Consider the following 18,860-nt stretch of genomic DNA (forward strand, 5'->3'; position numbering starts at 1 on the left):
ATTCCTACGCCGTCAGCCGCGAGCTCTCGCCGGCCCCGGAGGCCGCGCCGCGGTACCAGTACTCGAGGGTCAGCACGTGCCACAGATGCTTGGAGAAGTCCCGCTGCCCCGAGGCGTCCTCGGCGACCATGCGCGCCAGCGCCTCCCGGCGCAGGAGCCCGGACTCCACGAGCACGCCCTCGTTCACCACCTCGCGCACCAGCGGCGCCAGGTCCCGGCTCATCCAGGCCCGCAGCGGGGCGCTGAACAGGCCCTTCGGCCGGTAGACGATCTCCCGGGGCAGGACCGAGGAGGCGGCCTCCTTCAGGACCGCCTTGCCCTGCCGCCCCGAGATCTTGCGGTCGCCCGGCACCGCGAACGCCGCCTTGACCACCTCCACGTCCACGTACGGGACGCGCACCTCGGTGGACGCCGCCATGCTGGAGCGGTCCGTGTACGCGAGGTTCAGCCCCGGCAGGAACATCCGGGCGTCGCCCAGGCACATGCGGTTGACGAAGTCGTCGAGGTCGTTGTCCCCGTAGACCTCCGCGTGCTCGGCCAGCACCTCGTCCACCGCTCCCGCCAGGTCCGGATCGACCAGGCCGAGCAGCTCCTCCGGGTCGTACATGGTGTAGCTGCGCCGGAACGCGGTCTCCTCCGGCAGCTCCGCGAAGGACAGGAACCGCTTCGCGAACCGCACCGACCGGTACCCCCGGCGGGCGGTGGCCACCGGCAGCCGGTCCACCGCCCGGGACACCCCGCGCCGCACGGGGCGCGGGACCCGCTGGTAGCGCAGCGCCAGCAGGTTGGCCAGGTGCTTGCGGTACCCGGCGAACAGCTCGTCGGCGCCCATCCCCGAAAGCAGCACCTTCACCCCGGCCTCCCGGGCGGCCGAGCAGATCAGGAAGGTGTTGATCGCGGCCGGGTCGCCGATGGGCTCGTCCAGGTGGTACGTCATCTGCGGCAGCAGGTCGAGCACGTTCGGGGCGATCTCGATCTCGTGCAGGTCCACCCCGAACTGCCGGGCCACCCGCCGCGCGTACAGCAGGTCGTCCGGCATCGCCTCGAACTTCGCGTCCTCGGCGCGGAAACCGATCGTGTAGGCCGAGATCCCCGGCTGCTCGCGGGCCGCCAGCGCGGTCAGGTAGCTGGAGTCCAGGCCGCCCGACAGGAAGGTGGCCACGGGCACGTCGGCGAGCAGGTGGCGCCGCGTCGACTCCTCGACGACCGCCGCGAGGTCCGGCTGCTCGCCGGCCCGGGCCCGGTCCCGCCCCTCGGCGGCCACGTCCTTGAGGTTCCAGAACCGGCCGCGCTCCACCCGGCCGTCGGGCCGGCACCGCAGCCAGCTCCCCGGCGGCAGCTTCTCCGCCTCGCGGTACGCGCAGCGCGAGTCCGGCACCCAGTAGTACAGCAGCGAGGCCACCAGCGCCGCGTGGTCCACCTCCAGCGATCCGCCGGTGGCGGCGGCCAGCGCCTTCAGCTCGGAGGCGAACACCAGCCCCCCGCCGCGCCGCAGCAGGAACAGCGGCTTGATGCCGAGCTGGTCGCGGGCGAGCACCAGCTCACCGGTGCGCTCGTCGAAGACCCCGAACGCGAACATGCCGCGCAGCCGGGGCAGGCAGTCCGTGCCCCAGCGCCGCCAGGCCTCCAGCACCACCTCGGTGTCGGAGGTGCCGCGGAAGCGCACCCCGGCGGCGGCCAGTTCGGCCCGCAGCTCGGGCGCGTTGTACAGCTCGCCGTTGTACGTCAGGACCAGCCCGTCCGCGGCCATCGGCTGGGCGCCGGTCCCCGTCAGGTCCACGATGGCCAGCCGGCGGTGCCCGAGGTGCACCTCGCCGTCACCCGCGGCGTGGCCGTACCGGCCGGCCCCGTCGGGGCCGCGGTGGGCCAGGGTGTCGGTGAGCCGGTCGGTCACGGCCTTCCCGTCCGGCCAGTGGTACGTGCCTGCGATGCCACACATGTGCTACCGAGCCTCCTGGTCTGTGTCCGGGATCCGGGCGGCCCGGACCGGCATCCGCTCCATCCGCACCCGCCCCGCCCCGTGGTGCCGGCCCCACCGCTCGCTCCGGGCGCGCGGCACGCCGTCCGGCCCGTCCCACAGCGTGCCGTCGGTGCGGTCGAGCGGATCGGGGTCGATCAGCACCACGCCGATCACCGCGATGCGCTGCTCCGCCAGCTGCCGGGCCACCGTGTGCAGCCAGGCCGCACTGCCGTGCCCGGCCCGTACGACGAGCAGGGTCCGGGTGCCGAGGTGCGGAAGGTCGGTCCACGCGGTGCCGGGCGCCACCGAGCCCACGCCGAACCTGCGCTGCTCGGACGGCAGGGCCGCGGCCCGCTCGCCGGAGACCACCTCCGGGTCCCCCGGCTTGGGCCGCCGGCCGGCGAGCCGCAGGCCCGCCAGTCCGTCGACCACGGCCACCGGCCCGTCCGCCGCGAGCGCCCCGGCGAGGTCCAGGGCGATCGTCTCCGCACCGCGCACGCAGCCCAGCTCCAGCAGGGACACCGGTTCGGCCGAGGCCCGCACGGCGCGGGCCAGGGTCGTGGTGAGCCGTTCGCGGGTGGCCCGGACCCGGCGGCGCCGCCACGGCAGGGCGGGCCGGTGCGGCAGCTCCGCGATCACCGAGGCCCCGAGGTGCGCGGCGATGTCCCGGCGCAGCACCGGCCGGTCCGCCACCACCGTGCCGACCGCGGCCAGCCCGAGCCCGAGGACCAGCCCGAGCACCAGCCCGATCGCGGCGTTGGTGGCCGCGGCCCGGGGCAGCGAGTGCCGCAGGGCGCGCGGGGCGTCCACGATCTGCGTACCGGCGATCAGCTGCGGGGTGCCCACCCGCGCCTCGGCGGCGCGCCGGTCGAACTCCGCGATGCGCGAGGTGAGTTCGGCCCGGCGGGCGAACAGCGACTCCGCGGCCGCCGAGGCCTTCGGCCCGCTTGCCGCAGGCCCGTCCCCGATCGCCTTGTCCACCCGCGCGAGTTCCTCGCGCATGCGGTCGCGCTGCGCGAGGAGGGTCCGGGACTCGGCGTCCGCGGCCTCGCGGATCCGCTTGACGTGGTCCGCGACGAAGGCACCGGCCAGCGCCCGGGCCCGGGACACCGCCTGTGCGTCGTCCTCGCCCGTGGCCGTGATCTGCAGCAGGTTGTTGGTCAGGCCCGCACCCGCGTACTCCTTCATGAACTCTTCCGGTTCCTCTGAGGACCGGAGGGACTTCAGGGCCGCCCCGGCGATCCGCGTGGTCTGCAGCAGCGCGACGTCGGTGCGGATCAGGGTGCCGGGGTCGTTCGGCTGGTCCGCCTGGTGAGCGACCAGCACCTTGGTCACCGCGGTCGGGGGCGGCGGCATGAGGAAGGCCGCGGCCGCCCCGGCCAGCAGCCCGAGCAGCGCCATGGTGCACCAGAGGCGGCGGCGCCTGCGCACCGCGACCACCAGTCCGTGCAGGTCCACCAGCGGAGCGGCGGCCGCCGCCTCCGCCGTCTTGCTCGTCGTCACGCCTGACCTCGCCTCGCATCGTCGCCGCCCGCGAGCACCGGCACGGCGCCCTCCGGGGACCGGTCGGCCGGGCGTCCCGCGGACCCCTTCGCGGACCGGCCGCCGGACCGCGCCGTACGGGCGGCCCGGACCGTGCCGGCCAGGACGGCGCCCACCACCTCGTACTCCGCGTCCGCACACGCCTCCGCCACGCCGCCGAGCTCCGCCGCGGTCCACAGGCCGGCGCTGAGCACGACCAGGGCACCGGCCGCGTCCCCTTGCTCCGGCACCAGCGGCCGGTCCACCGGGACCTCCACCGGCCGCAGCGCGGGACAGGGCCGCCCCGCAGCGCCTGCGGAAGGGCCGCTCTCCGCCTCGGCCACGAGCTGCGCGGCGGCCCGCCGGGCGGTCTCGTCGCCGGCCGGGACGAGCACCAGCACCTCCCGGGCGGCCGGCAGCCGGTCCACGAGGCGGGCGCACACCCGCCGGTAGCGGATCCGCCGCCCGGCCTCGTCCTCCGCACCCTGCGGGGCCGGTACGTCCCACCGGACGTCGAGGCCCAGCAGCCGGCGGATCCGCGCCCGCGGCCCGCGGTCCTCCGGCCGCCTCCCGGGCGGCTCGTCCGGTACGGCCACGGCACCGAGCAGCGCCGCGCCCAGAGCGGCGGCGATCTCCGGCTCGGTGCGCAGCCGGCGGCTCATCCGGGCCGAGGCGAGATGGCCGACGACCCCGAGCAGCAGGAACAGCACCGCCCCCGCCCCGACGAGCTGGACGCGCGTGGGCGGGGCCTCGCCGGCCGGCCGGGCCGCCGGGCCCATGACCACCATGTTGGCCTTGGCGGCGGCCGGGTCGACCTGGTCCAGCTTCTTGACGGCCTCCTGGAGGGCGGTGCGCAGCTTCGCGAGCTCGGTGCGGGTCTGCACGCTCTCCACGGTCCGCCCCGGGTCGGCGGAGTCGGCCAGGTCGGTGATGCGGCGGCTGGTCTGCACGACCATCTTGCGCAGCGCCTCCGGCCCCGCCGCCGCCTCGGGGTCGGTGTTGTCGCCCGCGATCCGGGCGGCGAACGCGACGAACTGCCGGGCCACCTGGTCGGCGAGCTGCTGAGCGCCCTCCGGGGTGTCCGCCGTGCCGGAGATCTTGATGATGTTCCCGTCGGAGGCCTTGGCGGTCACCAGGTCCCGCAGCTCGCCGCCGCCGACCCCGGGCCGGCCCAGGGCGGCGGCCGCCCGGTCCACCACCACCGAACTGGCCGCGATCTCCGCCTGGGTCAGCAGCTCGCGCTCCTCCCACGCTCCGGGCAGCAGGACCGACGCCGTCGTCGTGTAACGCGGCGGCAGCAGCAGGGAGGTGGCGCAGCCGACGAGCGCGCCCACCACGGCGAGGACGGTGAGGAGCCGCCAGCGCCGACGCGCAATCCGGCCGATCGTGACCAGCCGTATCGTGTCATCGCTCAAGGACGCGGTCTCCTCCGTGCCCGGGTCCTCCGTGCGCGTCGCGTCCGTTCCCGTCCCGGCCGGCCGCCGGCACCGAATGGCCCCGGCAGGCGGCGGCGTAGGCGGCGAGCAGCGCCTTCTGCGAGTTCCGCCAGGAGAGCGGCCCGCCGATCCGCTCCTGCCCGATCTTGCCCATCCGGGCCCGCTGCTCCGGATCGTCGAGCAGCTGCACGATGAGCCCGGCGAACGCGGACTCGTCGTCGGCGGGGGCGTACACGGCGGCCTCGCCGGCGGAGACCCGCGCCTCCCGGAGGTCGAACGAGACGATGGGCCGCCCCATCACCATGTACTCCAGCACCTTGTTCATCGTCGACACGTCGTTGAGCGGATTGCGCGGGTCGGGGGAGAGGCACACGTCCGCGGTGGACAGGTAGCGCGCCAGGTCGGCGTCCGGGATCCGCCCCGTGAACTCCACCTGTCCGGAGAGCCCGAGCCGCCCGGCCAGCTCCACCATCGCGTCGAAGGTGTCCCCGCCGCCGACGAACACCGCGTGCCAGTCGGTACGCCCGTACTCGTCGCGCAGTTTCGCGAGGGCGCGCAGGGCGTAGTCCACCCCGTCCTGCGGCCCCATCACCCCGAGGTAGCACAGCAGATGGGGCTTGCCCCGCTTCAGCTCCTCCTCCGGGGGCACCGGCTGGAACCGTGCGGTGTCGGGGGCGCTGCGCACCACGAACACGTCTTCCGGGCGCCTGCGGCCGCGGCGGATCGCGACCTCGCGGTAGCTCTCGTTCGTGGCGAGCACCACGTCCGCGGCCCGGTAGGTGCACCGCTCCAGCGCGCACACCGCGCGGTAGAGCAGGTCCTTGCCGCGGCCGAAGCGGGACAGGTACAGCTCGGGCACCAGGTCGTGCTGGTCGAAGACGAACCGGGTGCCGCGCCGCTTCATCCACAGCGCGGGCAGGAACAGCAGGTCAGGCGGGTTGCAGGCGTGGACCACGTGCACCGGGCCGACCTTGCGGGCCAGCCGCACCGTGTGCCACAGCGCCGTGCCGTACTCCTGCACGAAGCCGGCGGGCCCGCCGGTGGCCGCACGCAGCGGGTAGCGGTGGATCCGCACCCCGTCCACGACGGCCTCCGGCTCGGTGTCCCGCTTCTCGCCCCGGGGGCAGATGACGTGGACCTCCCAGCCCGCGTCGCGCAGGGTCGTGCACTCCTGCCACACCCGGCGGTCGAACGGCACCGACAGGTTCTCCACGAGGATCAGCGCGCGCCGGGTCGGCCGGGCGCCGCCGGAAGGTTCACCAAGCAAGGCCCACGTACCCCGGTTCGGCCCGGCGCGCGTCGGCGTCGGGAAGGCGGATGAGGTCGACGATCACGGGGCCGCCGCCGTGCGGCAGCGCGGACAGCACGTCCGGGTCCCCGGTGCCCACGAGGCACACCTCGGCGTGCGCCAGCACCTCTGCCACGGAGTCCGAGAGCAGCTTCGCGAGGTGCGGCAGCCTGGTCTCGACGTACTCGCGGTTGGCGCCGAGCAGCCGGGAGAGGTTCACGTTCGGGTCGTAGATCCGCAGGTCGTACCCCTTGCCGAAGAGCCGCTCCGCCAGCTCGACGAGCGGGCTCTCGCGGAGGTCGTCGGTGCCGGGCTTGAAGGACAGCCCGAACAGGCCCACCCGGCGCTTGCCGGTGCGCTCGACCAGTTCCACGGCGCGCTGGAGGTGTTCGGAGTTGGACGGCAGCACGTGCGCGAGGATCGGCACCGCCACGTCGGCCTGCCGGGCCGCGTGGACCAGGCTGCGCAGGTCCTTGGGGAGGCAGGAGCCGCCGAAGGCGAACCCGGGGCGCAGGTAGGCGGGGCTGATGTTCAGCTTGCGGTCGGCGAGGAACACGTCCATCACCTGGTGCGAGTCCACCCCGAGGGCGTGGCACACGGCGCCCAGCTCGTTCGCGAAGCCGATCTTGAGCCCGTGGAACGCGTTGTCCGCGTACTTGATGGCCTCGGCGGTCGGGACGGGCACCCGGAACACCTCGCCGGGCAGCCCTTCGTACAGCGCCGCCACCATGTCCCCGGCGGCCGGGTCGAGTTCGCCGATGACGGTCTTGGGCGGGTCGAAGAAGTCCCGCACGCTGGTGCCCTCCCGGAGGAACTCCGGATTGACCGCGACACCGAAGTCCACCCCGGCGGTGCCGCCGGTGTGCTTCTCCAGGATCGGCACCAGCAGGTTCAGGCAGGTGCCCGGCAGCATGGTGCTGCGGAACACGACGGTGTGCCGGCCGCCCCGTTCGGACACCGCGGCGCCGATCTGCTCGGTGACCCGCTCCAGGTACGCGGTGCACAGGCTGCCGTTGGGCTCCGACGGCGTGCCCACGCAGACGAGCGACACGTCGCTGTTGACGACCGCCTCGCGCACGTCCGCGGTGGCCCGCAGGGCCCCGGACCGTACGACCTCGGCGGTGAGCTCGCCGATCCGTTCCTCGACCACCGGCGCCCGGCCGGCGTTGACCAGGTCCACCTTCACCTGGTTCACGTCCACACCGATGACCTCGTGGCCCAGACTGGCCAGGCACGCGGCCGACACGCAGCCCACGTAGCCGAGACCTAAGACGCTGACCTTCATGACCCGTTCCTCCCCCCGGCCAGGCCCTCCTGGCCTGCCGTCCGCGAGCTGACCGGACTGCAACCGCCGCGCATCAGTACGCCCCCTGCCCCTGGACCACCGCGCGCAGCGTCTTCCACAAAATCACCGTGTCGAGGGCGAGCGACCAGTCCTCCACGTACCGGAGGTCCAGCCGGACCGCCTCCTCCCACGGCAGGTCGCTCCGGCCGCTGACCTGCCACAGGCCGGTGAGCCCGGGCTTGACCAGCAGCCGCCGCCGGATGTCCGGGCCGTACGCGGCCGACTCCTCCGGCAGCGGGGGCCGCGGACCGACGAGCGACATCGACCCGGTCAGCACGTTGAAGAGCTGCGGGAGTTCGTCGATCGAGTACCGGCGCAGCAGGGTTCCCACCCGGGTCACCCGCGGATCCCGGCGGAGCTTGAACAGCAGCCCGGCGCCCTCGTTGCGGTCGGCCAGCCCGGCACGCGCCCGGTGGGCCCCGGCCACCATGGTGCGGAACTTGACGATGGTGAACTCGCGGCCGTCCTTGCCCACCCGGCGCTGGCAGTAGAACACCCCGCCCCGGCTGTCGATCAGCACGAGGAGGGCGACGAGCAGCATCAGCGGCGAGAACAGGACGAGCAGCACCGCAGCGCCCAGCCGGTCGACGACCTCTTTGACCACCCGGCGGCCGCCGGTGAAGATCGGCATGCTGAGCCGCAGCAGCGGGATCCCCAGCACCGCGTCCACGTGCAGCCGCGGGCCGGACACCTCCATCAGCACGGGGGCCACGACCATGTCGGCGTCGCTGCCTTCGAGGTTCCAGGCCAGTCGCTGCAACCGGTTCGGCGACCAGTGCGGGTCCGGGGTGACCGCGACGACCCGGTAGCCGTCGCGGTGCACGTGGGTCGCGACGTCCGTCAGCCGGCCGACGATCGGCACTCCGTCCAGCCGGTCGGTGCGGTCGCCGTCGAGCCCGAGCCCGTCGGGCGTGCAGACCGCGTCCACCCGCCAGCCGAGGTGCGGGAACCTGCGGACCCGGGTGATCAGGTCGAGCACGGTGGCCGGGCTCCCGGCCGCCAGCACCGGCCGCAGGCAGCGGCCTTCCTTGCGCTGCCGGTGCAGCCGGAGCCGGAGCAGGTAGCGGGCGGTCATCGTGACGAGTGCGACCGCGGGGAGCGCTACGAAGATCCAGAGTTTGATGTTGCGCGAGGTGAGCGCGATCCCGCCGAGGGCCAGCAGGGCGGCCGTCGCGAACAGGGAGCGTCCGAGCCGGCGGAACTCCTCGGCGCCCTGGCCGAGCACGGCCGGGGCCCAGGCCCGGCCCGCTGCGAGCGCTCCCAGCACCAGCAGCTCGGTCCCGAAGGCGAGGATCCCCCACTTCTCGTGCCAATTGGCCGCGTCCCGGGAGCCGAAGAACTCGCCGACGGCCCCCACCACGAGGGCGGTGGCCACGGTGTCACTGGTGATCACGGTCCGGCGGTACCGCTGCTCCCAGTCGAGCGCGGGCCGGCCGACCGTCCCGTTCGCCGACCGCCCGCGCGCTGCCGGTAACGGGCTCGCCAATTCCTTCTGCTGCACAGGACCCCCCCAGGCCGCCAGTGGTCCGGCGATTTCGCCGCACCCTGTTTATCCCCGGGAGGACGAGCCCCCCGTAAAAAAAATGCACACCGGCTATTGCAGCGCCGCTTCAACACCCTGTCAGGCGGAAGCGGACTCGCATGTTCTATCAGAATTCCAGGCCGGCGGATACCGGTCGAAAAACTCGGATGTTCCCGCGCCCCCCCAGGCTCCAGGAATCGATCACTTACACGTCCGGAACCGAGGACGAAACCATCCGTCGGCGGTTCTTCGCGCCAAACCCGTAGATCGTTTTTTGTCGGCTCGCGTCCGGCCATCCGAAGCACGGGTCAATCTAGACCATGGCGGACCATCCGGAGAGGGGATCTCCGCAAAATACGTCCAAGCCAAGAAGGAAGACCCGTCCACGGGTGTCCGGGGATGACTCCTCTTCCTGCTGGACATACGGCTCTGGCCTGCGGAGACCAGCGTTTTCCCGGCCTCCGGATCCGCCCACTGGAGGCCCTTCGGGCGACCCATTCGGAACCACTGACAATTACTGACACCGGCGTGGACCGTGGGGGCGGTGTGGGTGTCCGGACGGGTGGGGAGGAGGGGTATCGGGAACAGGCGCCGGAGCCGTGCGCACGCCCCGGCGCACGGGGGCGCACCCGGCCGCGGCGCCCGGAGCGCACGGCGGTGATTCCTCGGTTTGTGTTCGGAAATCCCTCCGCGTTCCCCCCGTCCGCCCGGGACGCCCTGCCCGGCCCGTCGGCCGGGGAAGTCAGCCGCCGCGCGGCGGAGACCGGTTTGCCGGGTGCCGGAACTGCTATCCGGAACCGGATAAACGGCGAACACGTGATGTGCACCAGCAATGTGAAGCGCCCGGCGAGCGCCTTTGCGGAGCCATTGCAGAACGCCCCTCCGGTATTCGCTCCCCACCCCTTCGGCATCTCTTCCACCGCGGTGCGGCACCCGGGACGGGCCGGGCGGGCGCGCCCGAGTCGCTCAGCCCGGGACGGGTCCGCCGCCGGACGGTCCGGTCCGGCCGAGGATGCGCCGCAGCCACGCGGTGCGGGCCCGGGCCGCGTCCCGGCTGAGCGCCGCGGCCGGGGCGACGGTGTCGAAGCCGTGGAACGCGCCTGGCCACACGTGGAGTTCGGCCTCCCCGCCGGCCCGCCAGATGGCGTCCGCGTACGCCACGCCCTCGTCCCGGAAGGTCTCGGCCGAGCCGACGTCGATGTAGGCCGGGGGCAGCCCCGACAGGTCCGTGGCGCGGGCGGGCGCGGCGTACGGCGGCAGGCCCTCGCCGGATCCGTACCGGTCGCCGAGCAGGGCCTGCCAGGCGGTGGCGTTCGAGGTGCGGTCCCAGAGGTCCACGCCCTCCATCTGGTGGGCGGAGAACGTCTCGTTGCGGTCGTCGAGCATCGGGCACAGCAGCAACTGCCCCACCGGCCGCGGCCCGCCCCGGTCGCGCAGCAGCAGCGCCAGCGCCGCGGCGAGTCCGCCGCCGGCGCTCTTGCCCCCGATGAGGATGCGGTCCGGGTCGATGTCCAGCGCGGCCGCACGGTCCGCCACCCACGACAGCCCGGCGTGGCAGTCCTCCAGCGCCCCCGGGTACCGCGTCTGCGGGGCCAGCCGGTAGTCCACCGACACGACGGCCAGCCCGAGGGGCAGCGCCCACGTGCGCAGCAGGCGCGGCAGCACGGACCACGCGTTGCCCGTGATCATTCCGCCGCCGTGCATGTAGTAGAGCAACGGCAGCGGCCCCGCGGCCCCCGCCGGCCGCGCGCTCACGAGCATGACCTCCGGCGCGCCCGCAGGCCCGGGCACCCGCAGCTCCGCCACCTCGAACAGGCCGTCCGCCTGCAGCGCGGCGGCCGTCGGCCTGGGCCGGGCCCCGGCATCGAGCCGCTGCACGGACGCGAGGTTCCCGGGCGTGAGCGCCTCCTGCACCCCACCTCCCGAAGCCTCCAGCGTCAGGCGGAGTTCGGGGTCGAACGGCGGCGGGCACGCGGCCGCGGGCAGCAGGCGGTCCTCCGGCGGCAGGGCCGGTCCATGGGCATGCACGCGCACAGTCAACCACCCGACCGCATGTACGGTGAAAGGATGATCAGTGAAAAGGGTGCCGGACTGGGCACGGAGGCCGCCCGCCGGCTGGCGGAGGCTGGGTGCTGCGAGATCGCTCCGGGGCTCACCGACGAGGAGTTCGACCGCATCGAGGCCGCCTTCGGGTTCGAGTTCTCCGACGAGCACCGGGCCTTCCTGGCGGCGGGGCTGCCGGTGTCCTCGCCCTATGAGGAGGGCCAGATCTGGGAACAGCCGTGGCCCGACTGGCGCAACGCCGACCCGGAAGACCTCCGCCGCCGGCTGGACCTGCCGGTGAAGGGCGTGCTGGCCGATGTCGAAGACGGCTGCTGGCCCCGGCAGCTGGGGCCGGCGCCGGCCGAGGGCGAGGACGTGATGGAGGCGGCCCGGCGGATCCTCGCCCACACCCCGCCCCTCGTCCCCCTGTACGCGCACCGCTTCCTGCCCGCCGGACGCGGCACCTGGGGCCACCCGGTCCTGTCGCTCTGGGGCACCGACATCATCTGCTACGGCGTGGACCTGGCCGACTACGTGGTCCGCGAGTTCGTCGACCCGGAGGGGGACGACCCGTGGGACGCGCAGGCCACGGTGCCGTTCTGGAAGGACTTCCTCCCGCCCCGCCGGCCCGACGGCGCAGTGGGGACGGAGGAGACGGAGGGGGCGGCGGGCTAGCAGCCCGGATCACCCGTGCAGGTGGTGCGGCGCAACCTCGGGGCCGCTCAGCGGTTGCACCGGTGTGCCCCCGGTCAGGGGGTCCCCGTCACGAACAGGAACATGATGCTCAAGAAGGCTGCGCAGACCGTCGTCGTCGCCGTTTCGCTCCTCGGCGCGGGCGCCGCCCTGGCCACCCCGGCCATGGCCATCGGCAACGACAACGGCATCAACACCGTCAACGGAAACGGCGAGGCCCAGATCTACGGCAACCAGCAGACCAAGGGTGCGATGAGCCCCCAGGCCTCCCTGGTCCAGGGCACCGCCAACAAGCTCTGCGTGGGCCTGCCGGCGAAGGCCGACGTGCAGTCCGTCCTCGGCATCATCGCCAACGTCGGCGTCCAGGACATCCCGGTGCTGTCCGCGCCGCAGACGCAGCAGTGCACCGAGAGCTCCACCCAGGCCAAGGGGGACGAGCCGGCCTCGCACATCCTCAGCAACATCCCGGTGCTCTCGGGCAACCTCTCCGCCGGCAGCTGAACCCTCCGCCCCGGCGGGCAGCCGCGCCCCCGCGGCGCCTGCCCGCCCGGGGCGGCCCGCGGGCCCCCGCCCCGCCGGAACCGAGTGGAGCCGGGCCGCCCCGACAAGGGCACCGGGATGTTCCTCTGCGAGCTCGGCGTCGACGAGCCGTACCGCGGCCGCGGCATCGGACGCGCCCTGACCGAAGCGCTCGCCGGCCCCGCTTGACCCTCGACCTGGTGGAGGGCTCAGGGTTGCGGGTGTGGAGAACGAGATGCGCAGTATCGGGGAGATGGCCCGGGACAGCGGGCTGAGCGTCAGCGCCCTGCGGTTCTACGACGGGGCCGGGGTGCTCGTGCCCGACCGGGTGGATCCCCTGAGCGGCTACCGCTGGTACGGGGAACGGCAGCTGGAGGAGTCGCGGCTGCTGGCCCGGCTGCGACGGGCCGGCATGCCGCTGGCGGACGTCCGGCTGGTCATGGCCGGATGGTCCGGCGCCGACACCGGCCTGGTGGCGAAGCTGCTCGACGCGCACCTGCGGCGCCTGGAACGCGGGCTGTCCGAGGCGCGCAGCGAGTTCTCCGCAGTCCGCCTACTGCTCGAAACCAAGGAGAACGCCGTGACTTCGCTGCGCGAGGCGACCCCTTCCGTCCGACTCTCCGTGTCCGGCGCCGAGCTGGGGAGCGCGCTGGACGCGGTCCGGTTCGCCGCCGGCGCCGATCCCGACCTGCCGATGCTCGGGGGCGTCCTGTTCGACGTCGAGGGGGAGCAGCTGAGGGTGGTCGCCACCGACCGCTACCGCATGGCCGTCGCGCGGGTGGCGTGCGGCGCCGGACCGGCGGACCGCCGCGCGCAGGCCGTCGTACCGTCCGCGCTGGTGGATGCGATGCGGGCGCTGCTCGCGGGAGAAGGGACCGTGCAGGTGGTGCTGGACGGGGACCGGGTGGGCGTCGAGACCGGGGAGCGCCAGGCCGGAGGGCGGTGCCTCGGCCACGGGTTCCCGGAGTGGGGCCGGCTCGTCCGGGTGCCGGAGGGCCGCCGCGCCGAGGTGGAGGTGCAAGCGTTCCGGGAAGCCGTCGAGACCGGCCCGGTGCGGATCGGCGAGCCGCGGGAACAGGACGGCGCGCTGCGATCTGACGGTGCTGGAGCTGGCGGGGGACGGCACCGTGCGCGTCTGCGCGGACACCGAGCCCGGCCCGGACCGCATCGCCGTCAACCGGGAGTTCCTGCTGCAGGCCCTCGCCGCCGGGGGCCGGGAGCGGCTGGTCCTGGAGGCCGGGGCCCCGACCGCGCCCCTGGCGGTCCGCCGACCGGACGGGGACGAGGCCTTCTCCCTGCTGATGCCGGTCCGGCTGGAAGCCTGACGGCAGACCGGGAGCCGGGCGCCCTGCGGGACCGGCTCCCGGAGCTGCCGGCCCCGTCACCCCTGCGGTGCGGTGGCGGGGCCGGACGGCCCCTGCGTCTGCCGGTGGTAACCGGCCGGCACAGGGGCCGTCGGTCATGCGTGCTGCGCGGCTGGGCCCACGGGGGTGGCGGGGTCCGGTCGCGCGTGCCGTCGCGGGAGCGTCAGCAGGGGATGGTGAGTTCGTAGCTCACCGGGCGGGGGGTCCAGGGGAACGAGGCCACGCTGAACGTGCCGCGGACGGTCGCGCCGCAGGGCACGGTGCTCGTGAGCCCGTGCACGTCGACGGTGGTGGCGATGAAGTTGACCGCCTTGTTCTGCGTCTGGGGGGCGACGCCGCTGCCGAGGACCTCGGAGGTGAGCGTCGTGAGCAGCTGCTTCGGCTCGGGAGCCGGGCTGCCGGGGGAGGGCGGACCCGCGAGGGAGACCTTGCCGTAGATCTCGACCGAGTTGCCGTTCACCTCGGCGCAGACCCGCGTGGAGAGGCCGGCCTGGAGGCCCGAGGGGCCGCAGGTGACGGTGGTCTGGGCGGCGGCCGGTGCGGCGGCCGGGGTGGCCGCGCCGGCGGGGGTGATCGCTAAGACGCTCAGGCCGGCGGCGCCGGCGGCGAGGAGGGCGATGCGCTTCATGGAAGTGTCTCCTGAGTCATATGAGTCATGGCGCCGAACGGGCTTCCCCGGTCGGCCTATGCCATGTGATATTTCACGTGTCATTAGAACACGGGATGATCGGAACCTGAACCTCACCCGCCCGCCGCGTGGCCTTCAGACGCGGGGCGGCCGGCACCTGCAGCGGCAGGCCAGGGGAGGCGGGCGCGGAAGCGGGCGTGCGGAAGCGGACCCGCCGGCCGCGCGTGCGGCCGGCGGGTCCGTCGTCCTCCCGCCTACTCCGTGTCCTCGCGGGCGAGGGTCAGCGCGAGCTCCTGCAGGATGTGCTCGGTGGTGGTGCCGGGGGCGCCGCCCTCGGCGCTGTCCAGCGCGCCGGCCACCGCCTGGAAGGCGAGGATGAAGCCGTTGACCAGCGCACTGAGCGGTGCCGTGACCTGCTGGAGGACCTGGAGGCCCGCCTCCTCCGCACTGGCGTCGGCCGGTACGGCGAACTGTGCGGGGATCACCTCTCCCAGCAGGTCCGAGACGAATGCGGGCTCGGCTCCGGATCGGAGGGCGGTCAGCGCCGCGATGGCCTTGAGCTGGATCTCGTTCTCCGTCACGACCCGAGGGTAGAGCGGTCAGGCGTCCACCGGCTGCCAGGCCGGGCCGTTCCCCTCCGCCCGGACCTGCCCGAACACCACGTCCGCGAGGTGCACTCCGAAGCCGATCGTGCCCGGTTCGGCCAGCTCGGCGACCAGGCGGCGGCGGTGCCCGGCGGTCAGGACGCGGTCGTGGTCGAAGCCCGAGGACCATTCCGGGTGGTCGATCTGGACCGGCGCGTGCAGGGCGTCTCCGAAGGCGATCAGGCGCCGCCCGCCGCCGGTGATCACGTACTCGGCGTGCCCCGCGGTGTGGCCGGGGTGGATGCGCACGTGCACCCCCGGGAACACCTCCTCCCCGTCCGCGACCGTGCGCACGCGCGGTGCGAGCGCGGCGACCTGCTCGGCCATGCCCTGGGCGGCCAGCGCCTCGCGGGTGTCCCACTCGGGTCCGGAGACCAGGTACGCCGCGTGGGTGAACAGGGGCCGGTCGCCGCCGGGGGCCGGGTGGCAGGCCCAGCCGAGGTGGTCGGCGTGGAGGTGGGTGAAGGCCACCGCCTCGATGTCCTCCGGCTTGCGTCCCAGAGCGGCGAGGCTCTCCGGCAGGGCGCCCCCGCGGGCCCTGGCCAGCGGGCCGTCCGGGAGTTCGAACGCCTGCGGGCCGAGTCCGGCATCGATCAGCAGCGCCCGGCCGCCGTGCTCGACCAGCAGGCTGCCGACACTGCCCACGAGGCGGCCGTCGGGGTCCACGTACTCGGGGTGCGCGGCCCACACCTCGTCGGTGGTGTCCGGGAGCAGGTCCAGCGGCCGCAGCCGCACCTCGCCGTCCGGTACGTACGACACCTTGGTCTCGCCCAGCTGTATCGAGCGGATCCCTGCCGGCCGGCGCAGCCGTGCCTCGTGTTCCACCGTCAAACCGGCCATTCCACACCCCTGGTGATGAGTCGTCAGATCGCTGTCGCGGCCTGTCCCGCGGCGGCGTGGATCACCATATGCATCAAGCTCGAATCATTCAAGCTGTAAATATGTTGGCTTGACGGAGTTGCTAGGGTGAGGGCATGACCAAGTCCCCGGAACCGCAGGCCCTCGCCGAGCGGCAGCTGTGCGGTCTGGTGAACGGACTGGCCCAGCGGATCGCCGAGCACGTGCGCGAGCGCGCGGCCGTCCTGGGGCTCACGGCCGCCCAGGCGACCGCGCTGCGCGAGATGAGCGGGCCGATGACCATGCGGGAGCTCGCCGAGCGCATGAGCTGCGAGCCCTCGAACACCACCTTCGTCGTGGACAAGCTGGAGAAGCAGGGGCTCGTCGAGCGCCACCCGCACCCCACCGACCGGCGCGCCAAGCACCTCGTGCTCACCGGCGAGGGGGCCGCGCTGCGCGAGCGGCTGCTCGGCCTGCTGCACGAGGACTCCCCGCTCTCCGGGCTCGCCCCCGAGGAGCAGGCCGTCCTCCACGGCCTGCTGGAACGGGCCATCACCGGCCCGTGACCGGCCCCGGGCCTCGGGCCCGCGCCGTGCCGCGGCCCCGCACGCCCCCGTACGGCGGTCGAGGCCTCCGCATCCGGCCGGGGTGGAAGCGGCAGGTCCGCACCGTCGACCGACCCGCGAGTACGCGGTACGCGCGGGCGACGTAGTCTGCGCACATGAGCGACGGAAGCCCCCTCACGCCCTCTGCGGCGCTCCAGACCCTGCTGGCCGGAAACGAGCGGTTCGTGGCCGGCTCGCCCCGGCACCCCAACCAGGACGCCGTGCGCCGCGCCGAGACCGCCCCCGAGCAGCGGCCCTTCGCCGTGCTGTTCGGCTGCTCGGACTCCCGGCTGGCCGCCGAGATCATCTTCGACCAGGGGCTGGGAGACCTCTTCGTGGTCCGCACGGCCGGCCACGTGGCGGGCCCGGAGGTGCTCGGCAGCATCGAGTACGGGGTGAGCGTCCTGGGCGCCCCCCTGGTCGTGGTGCTCGGCCACGACTCCTGCGGTGCGGTCGCCGCCACGCAGGCCGCGCTCGGCGACGGCGTGAAGGCGAGCGGCTACGTCCGCGACGTCATCGAGCGGGTCACCCCGAGCGTCCTCGCCGCCCGGGCGGCCGGTCTCACGACCAACGACGACATCATCGACGAGCACATACGGCACACCGTCGACCTGCTGATGGACCGCTCCCGGGTCCTGGCCGACCAGGTCGCCGCGGGCCGCACCGCCGTCGTCGGCCTGTCCTACCGCCTCGCGGACGGCAGCGCCCGCCTGGTCACCACCTGGGGCCGCGACCTCTCGGCCGCGGTGGCCGGACAGCGCGGCTGACGCCCCACCGCCCCCGGTGCCCCGGCCGCCCCGGGCACCGGGGGCGGGTCCGTCACCGGCCGGCAGGTGCCGGCCCGTCACGCCCGCTGCGCCCGGCCGGCGCGTCAACGCCCCGGCCGGGCCGGTCAGTCCACCGGCCAGGTGTGGGCCGGCGCGTTCATGTGCATGAACTCCATGTACTGGCCCGTCATCCGGCGCAGCGACTCGTGCCGGTGGCGGTGCAGGGTGTCGTCGAGGTGGTGGAACATCTCCGACTGCCAGGTCGCGCCGTTGCGCCCGGAGACGCAGCGCTGTTCGATCACGCCGAGCAGGGGCTCGCGCCACACGTCGTCCATGCCCGCGGCCGCCAGCCCCCGGTGCGCCAGCGGGAGCAGCCGGCGCAGGACCAGCTCGGGGGCCGGGACCTCGCCCATGCCCGGCCAGTACAGGGAGGCGTCGATGCCGTGCCGGGCGGCCGCGTGCAGGTTGTCCTCCGCGGCGGAGAAGGACATCCGGGACCACACCGGCCGCTCCTCCTCGACCAGCGCGCGGGTCAGTCCGTAGTAGAACGCGCCGTTGGCGAGGACGTCCGCCACGGTCGGACCGGCCGGCAGGACCCGGTTCTCCACCCGCAGGTGCGGCTTGCCGTGGGCCACCGCGTACACCGGGCGGTTCCACCGGTAGACGGTCCCGTTGTGCAGGGTCAGCTCGGCGAGCTCGGGCACGTCCCCGGCTTCGAGGGTCTCGTTCGGGTCCTCGTCCTCGCAGAGCGGCAGGAGGGCCGGGAAATAGCGCTGGTTCTCCTCGAAGAGGTCGAACACGCTCGTGATCCACCGCTCCCCGAACCAGACCCGCGGCCGCACCCCCTGCACCTTGATCTCCTCCGGCCGGGTGTCCGTGGCCTGCTCGAACAGCGGGATGCGGGTCTCGCGCCACAGCTCCTTGCCGAACAGGAACGGCGAGTTCGCGGCCAGGGCCACCTGCACCCCCGCAATGGCCTGCGCCGCGTTCCAGTACGCGGCGAAGTCCTCGGGCGCCACCTGGAGGTGGAACTGGGTGCTGGTGCAAGCCGCCTCCGGGGTGATCGTGTCGGCGTACGCGCGCAGCCGCTCCACCCCGTCCAGTGCGATCCGCAGGTCCTCCCCGCGGGCGGCGAACACCTGCTCGTTGAGGAGGTGGTAGCGCGGGTTCTCCGAGAGCGCGTGCTCCCCGACGTCCTTCTGCTGGAGCGTCGGCAGGATCCCGATCATGACCAGGTGGGCGCCGACCTCCGCGGCCTGCTGCTCGGCGTGGTTGAGCGCGTCGCGGATCTCCCGCTCCCAGGCGTCCGGGCCGCCCTCGGTCAGCCGCCGCGGCGGGATGTTGATCTCCAGGTTGAACCGGCCCAGCTCGGTGGACCAGGCCGGGTCCGCGATGGCGGCGAGTACGTCGCTGTTGCACATGGCCGGCTCGGCGGAGTCGTCGACCAGGTTCAGCTCGATCTCCAGACCCACCTGGGGCCGTTCCGCATCGAACCGGGACTCGCGCAGCATCCGGGCGAGCGCGTCGAGGCACGCCTGCGTCTTGTTCCGGTAGCGGCGCCGGTCCTCACGGGTGAACACCAGCGCCGGGACGTCCCGTCCCATCGGACCTCCCGAGTCCCCCGGGGCGGCGCTCCGGGCACTCGACGGCGTACTCCCTGCCTCCAGCGTCGCACGCCCCCGGCCGCG

At 74.0% G+C, this 18,860-nt stretch carries 16 protein-coding genes and 1 pseudogene; 6 read left to right on the forward strand and 11 right to left on the reverse strand.

What is annotated here, in order from left to right:
* Positions 1-4: 4 nt before the first annotated feature.
* The 7 genes from asnB to ACZ407_RS23765 form a co-directional block, all read right to left on the reverse strand.
* Positions 5-1,939: an asparagine synthase (glutamine-hydrolyzing) gene (asnB, locus tag ACZ407_RS23735; RefSeq protein WP_468131369.1), complete on the reverse strand. Its 1,935-nt coding sequence runs from the start codon at positions 1,937-1,939 to the stop codon at positions 5-7.
* A 3-nt stretch (positions 1,940-1,942) separates the two neighbouring features.
* Entirely contained in the window at positions 1,943-3,463 is a 1,521-nt protein-coding gene (locus tag ACZ407_RS23740) for a Wzz/FepE/Etk N-terminal domain-containing protein (protein WP_468131371.1), read from the reverse strand.
* Complete coding sequence (locus ACZ407_RS23745; RefSeq protein WP_468131373.1) at positions 3,460-4,896, reverse strand: YveK family protein; 1,437 nt, start codon at positions 4,894-4,896, stop codon at positions 3,460-3,462. The genes ACZ407_RS23740 and ACZ407_RS23745 overlap by 4 nt, the downstream gene beginning before the upstream one ends.
* A complete protein-coding gene (locus ACZ407_RS23750) occupies positions 4,886-6,184 on the reverse strand; it encodes a glycosyltransferase family 4 protein (protein WP_468131375.1) in 1,299 nt (432 codons plus the stop codon). Before ACZ407_RS23750 ends, ACZ407_RS23745 begins: the two co-directional genes overlap by 11 nt.
* Complete coding sequence (locus ACZ407_RS23755) at positions 6,174-7,490, reverse strand: nucleotide sugar dehydrogenase (protein ID WP_468131377.1); 1,317 nt, start codon at positions 7,488-7,490, stop codon at positions 6,174-6,176. The genes ACZ407_RS23750 and ACZ407_RS23755 overlap by 11 nt, the downstream gene beginning before the upstream one ends.
* A 73-nt stretch (positions 7,491-7,563) precedes the next feature.
* A complete protein-coding gene (locus ACZ407_RS23760) occupies positions 7,564-9,051 on the reverse strand; it encodes a sugar transferase (protein ID WP_468131379.1) in 1,488 nt (495 codons plus the stop codon).
* Positions 9,052-10,038: 987 nt separating this feature from the next.
* Positions 10,039-11,100: an alpha/beta hydrolase gene (locus tag ACZ407_RS23765; protein WP_468131381.1), complete on the reverse strand. Its 1,062-nt coding sequence runs from the start codon at positions 11,098-11,100 to the stop codon at positions 10,039-10,041.
* Positions 11,101-11,139: 39 nt separating this feature from the next.
* Here ACZ407_RS23765 and ACZ407_RS23770 point away from each other — a divergent pair, with 39 nt between their 5' ends.
* From ACZ407_RS23770 to ACZ407_RS23785, 4 genes and pseudogenes are all read left to right on the forward strand, one after another.
* The gene (locus ACZ407_RS23770) at positions 11,140-11,790 is read left to right on the forward strand and encodes a hypothetical protein (protein WP_468131383.1); all 651 of its coding nucleotides are present in this window, start codon (positions 11,140-11,142) and stop codon (positions 11,788-11,790) included.
* Positions 11,791-11,895: 105 nt separating this feature from the next.
* The gene (locus ACZ407_RS23775; protein WP_468131463.1) at positions 11,896-12,309 is read left to right on the forward strand and encodes a rodlin; all 414 of its coding nucleotides are present in this window, start codon (positions 11,896-11,898) and stop codon (positions 12,307-12,309) included.
* A gap of 117 nt (positions 12,310-12,426) precedes the next feature.
* Entirely contained in the window at positions 12,427-12,516 is a 90-nt protein-coding gene (locus ACZ407_RS23780; RefSeq protein ID WP_468131385.1) for a GNAT family N-acetyltransferase, read from the forward strand.
* Between the two features lie 46 nt (positions 12,517-12,562).
* Positions 12,563-13,652, forward strand: a pseudogene (locus ACZ407_RS23785) (DNA polymerase III subunit beta family protein).
* Positions 13,653-13,854: 202 nt separating this feature from the next.
* On the opposite strand, the gene ACZ407_RS23790 reads toward ACZ407_RS23785, so the two are convergent.
* The 3 genes from ACZ407_RS23790 to ACZ407_RS23800 all read right to left on the reverse strand — a co-directional run bounded on the left by ACZ407_RS23790 (position 13,855) and on the right by ACZ407_RS23800 (position 15,803).
* Positions 13,855-14,319, reverse strand: coding sequence for a hypothetical protein (locus ACZ407_RS23790; RefSeq protein ID WP_468131387.1), 465 nt, complete (start codon positions 14,317-14,319; stop codon positions 13,855-13,857).
* Between the two features lie 254 nt (positions 14,320-14,573).
* Entirely contained in the window at positions 14,574-14,900 is a 327-nt protein-coding gene (locus tag ACZ407_RS23795) for a hypothetical protein (RefSeq protein WP_468131389.1), read from the reverse strand.
* Between the two features lie 18 nt (positions 14,901-14,918).
* Entirely contained in the window at positions 14,919-15,803 is an 885-nt protein-coding gene (locus ACZ407_RS23800; RefSeq protein ID WP_468131391.1) for an MBL fold metallo-hydrolase, read from the reverse strand.
* A gap of 134 nt (positions 15,804-15,937) precedes the next feature.
* Here ACZ407_RS23800 and ACZ407_RS23805 point away from each other — a divergent pair, with 134 nt between their 5' ends.
* Together ACZ407_RS23805 and ACZ407_RS23810 are read left to right on the forward strand one after the other, a co-directional pair.
* The gene (locus ACZ407_RS23805; protein ID WP_468131393.1) at positions 15,938-16,366 is read left to right on the forward strand and encodes a MarR family winged helix-turn-helix transcriptional regulator; all 429 of its coding nucleotides are present in this window, start codon (positions 15,938-15,940) and stop codon (positions 16,364-16,366) included.
* A gap of 155 nt (positions 16,367-16,521) precedes the next feature.
* Positions 16,522-17,172 (forward strand): carbonic anhydrase, encoded by a 651-nt coding sequence (locus ACZ407_RS23810; protein WP_468131395.1) that lies wholly within the window; start codon positions 16,522-16,524, stop codon positions 17,170-17,172.
* A 125-nt stretch (positions 17,173-17,297) separates the two neighbouring features.
* Here ACZ407_RS23810 and ACZ407_RS23815 read toward each other — a convergent pair whose 3' ends face one another.
* Entirely contained in the window at positions 17,298-18,776 is a 1,479-nt protein-coding gene (locus ACZ407_RS23815) for a glutamate-cysteine ligase family protein (protein WP_468131397.1), read from the reverse strand.
* Positions 18,777-18,860 lie beyond the last annotated feature (84 nt).

The sequence above is a fragment of the Streptomyces sp. NPDC030809 genome (assembly GCF_055572195.1).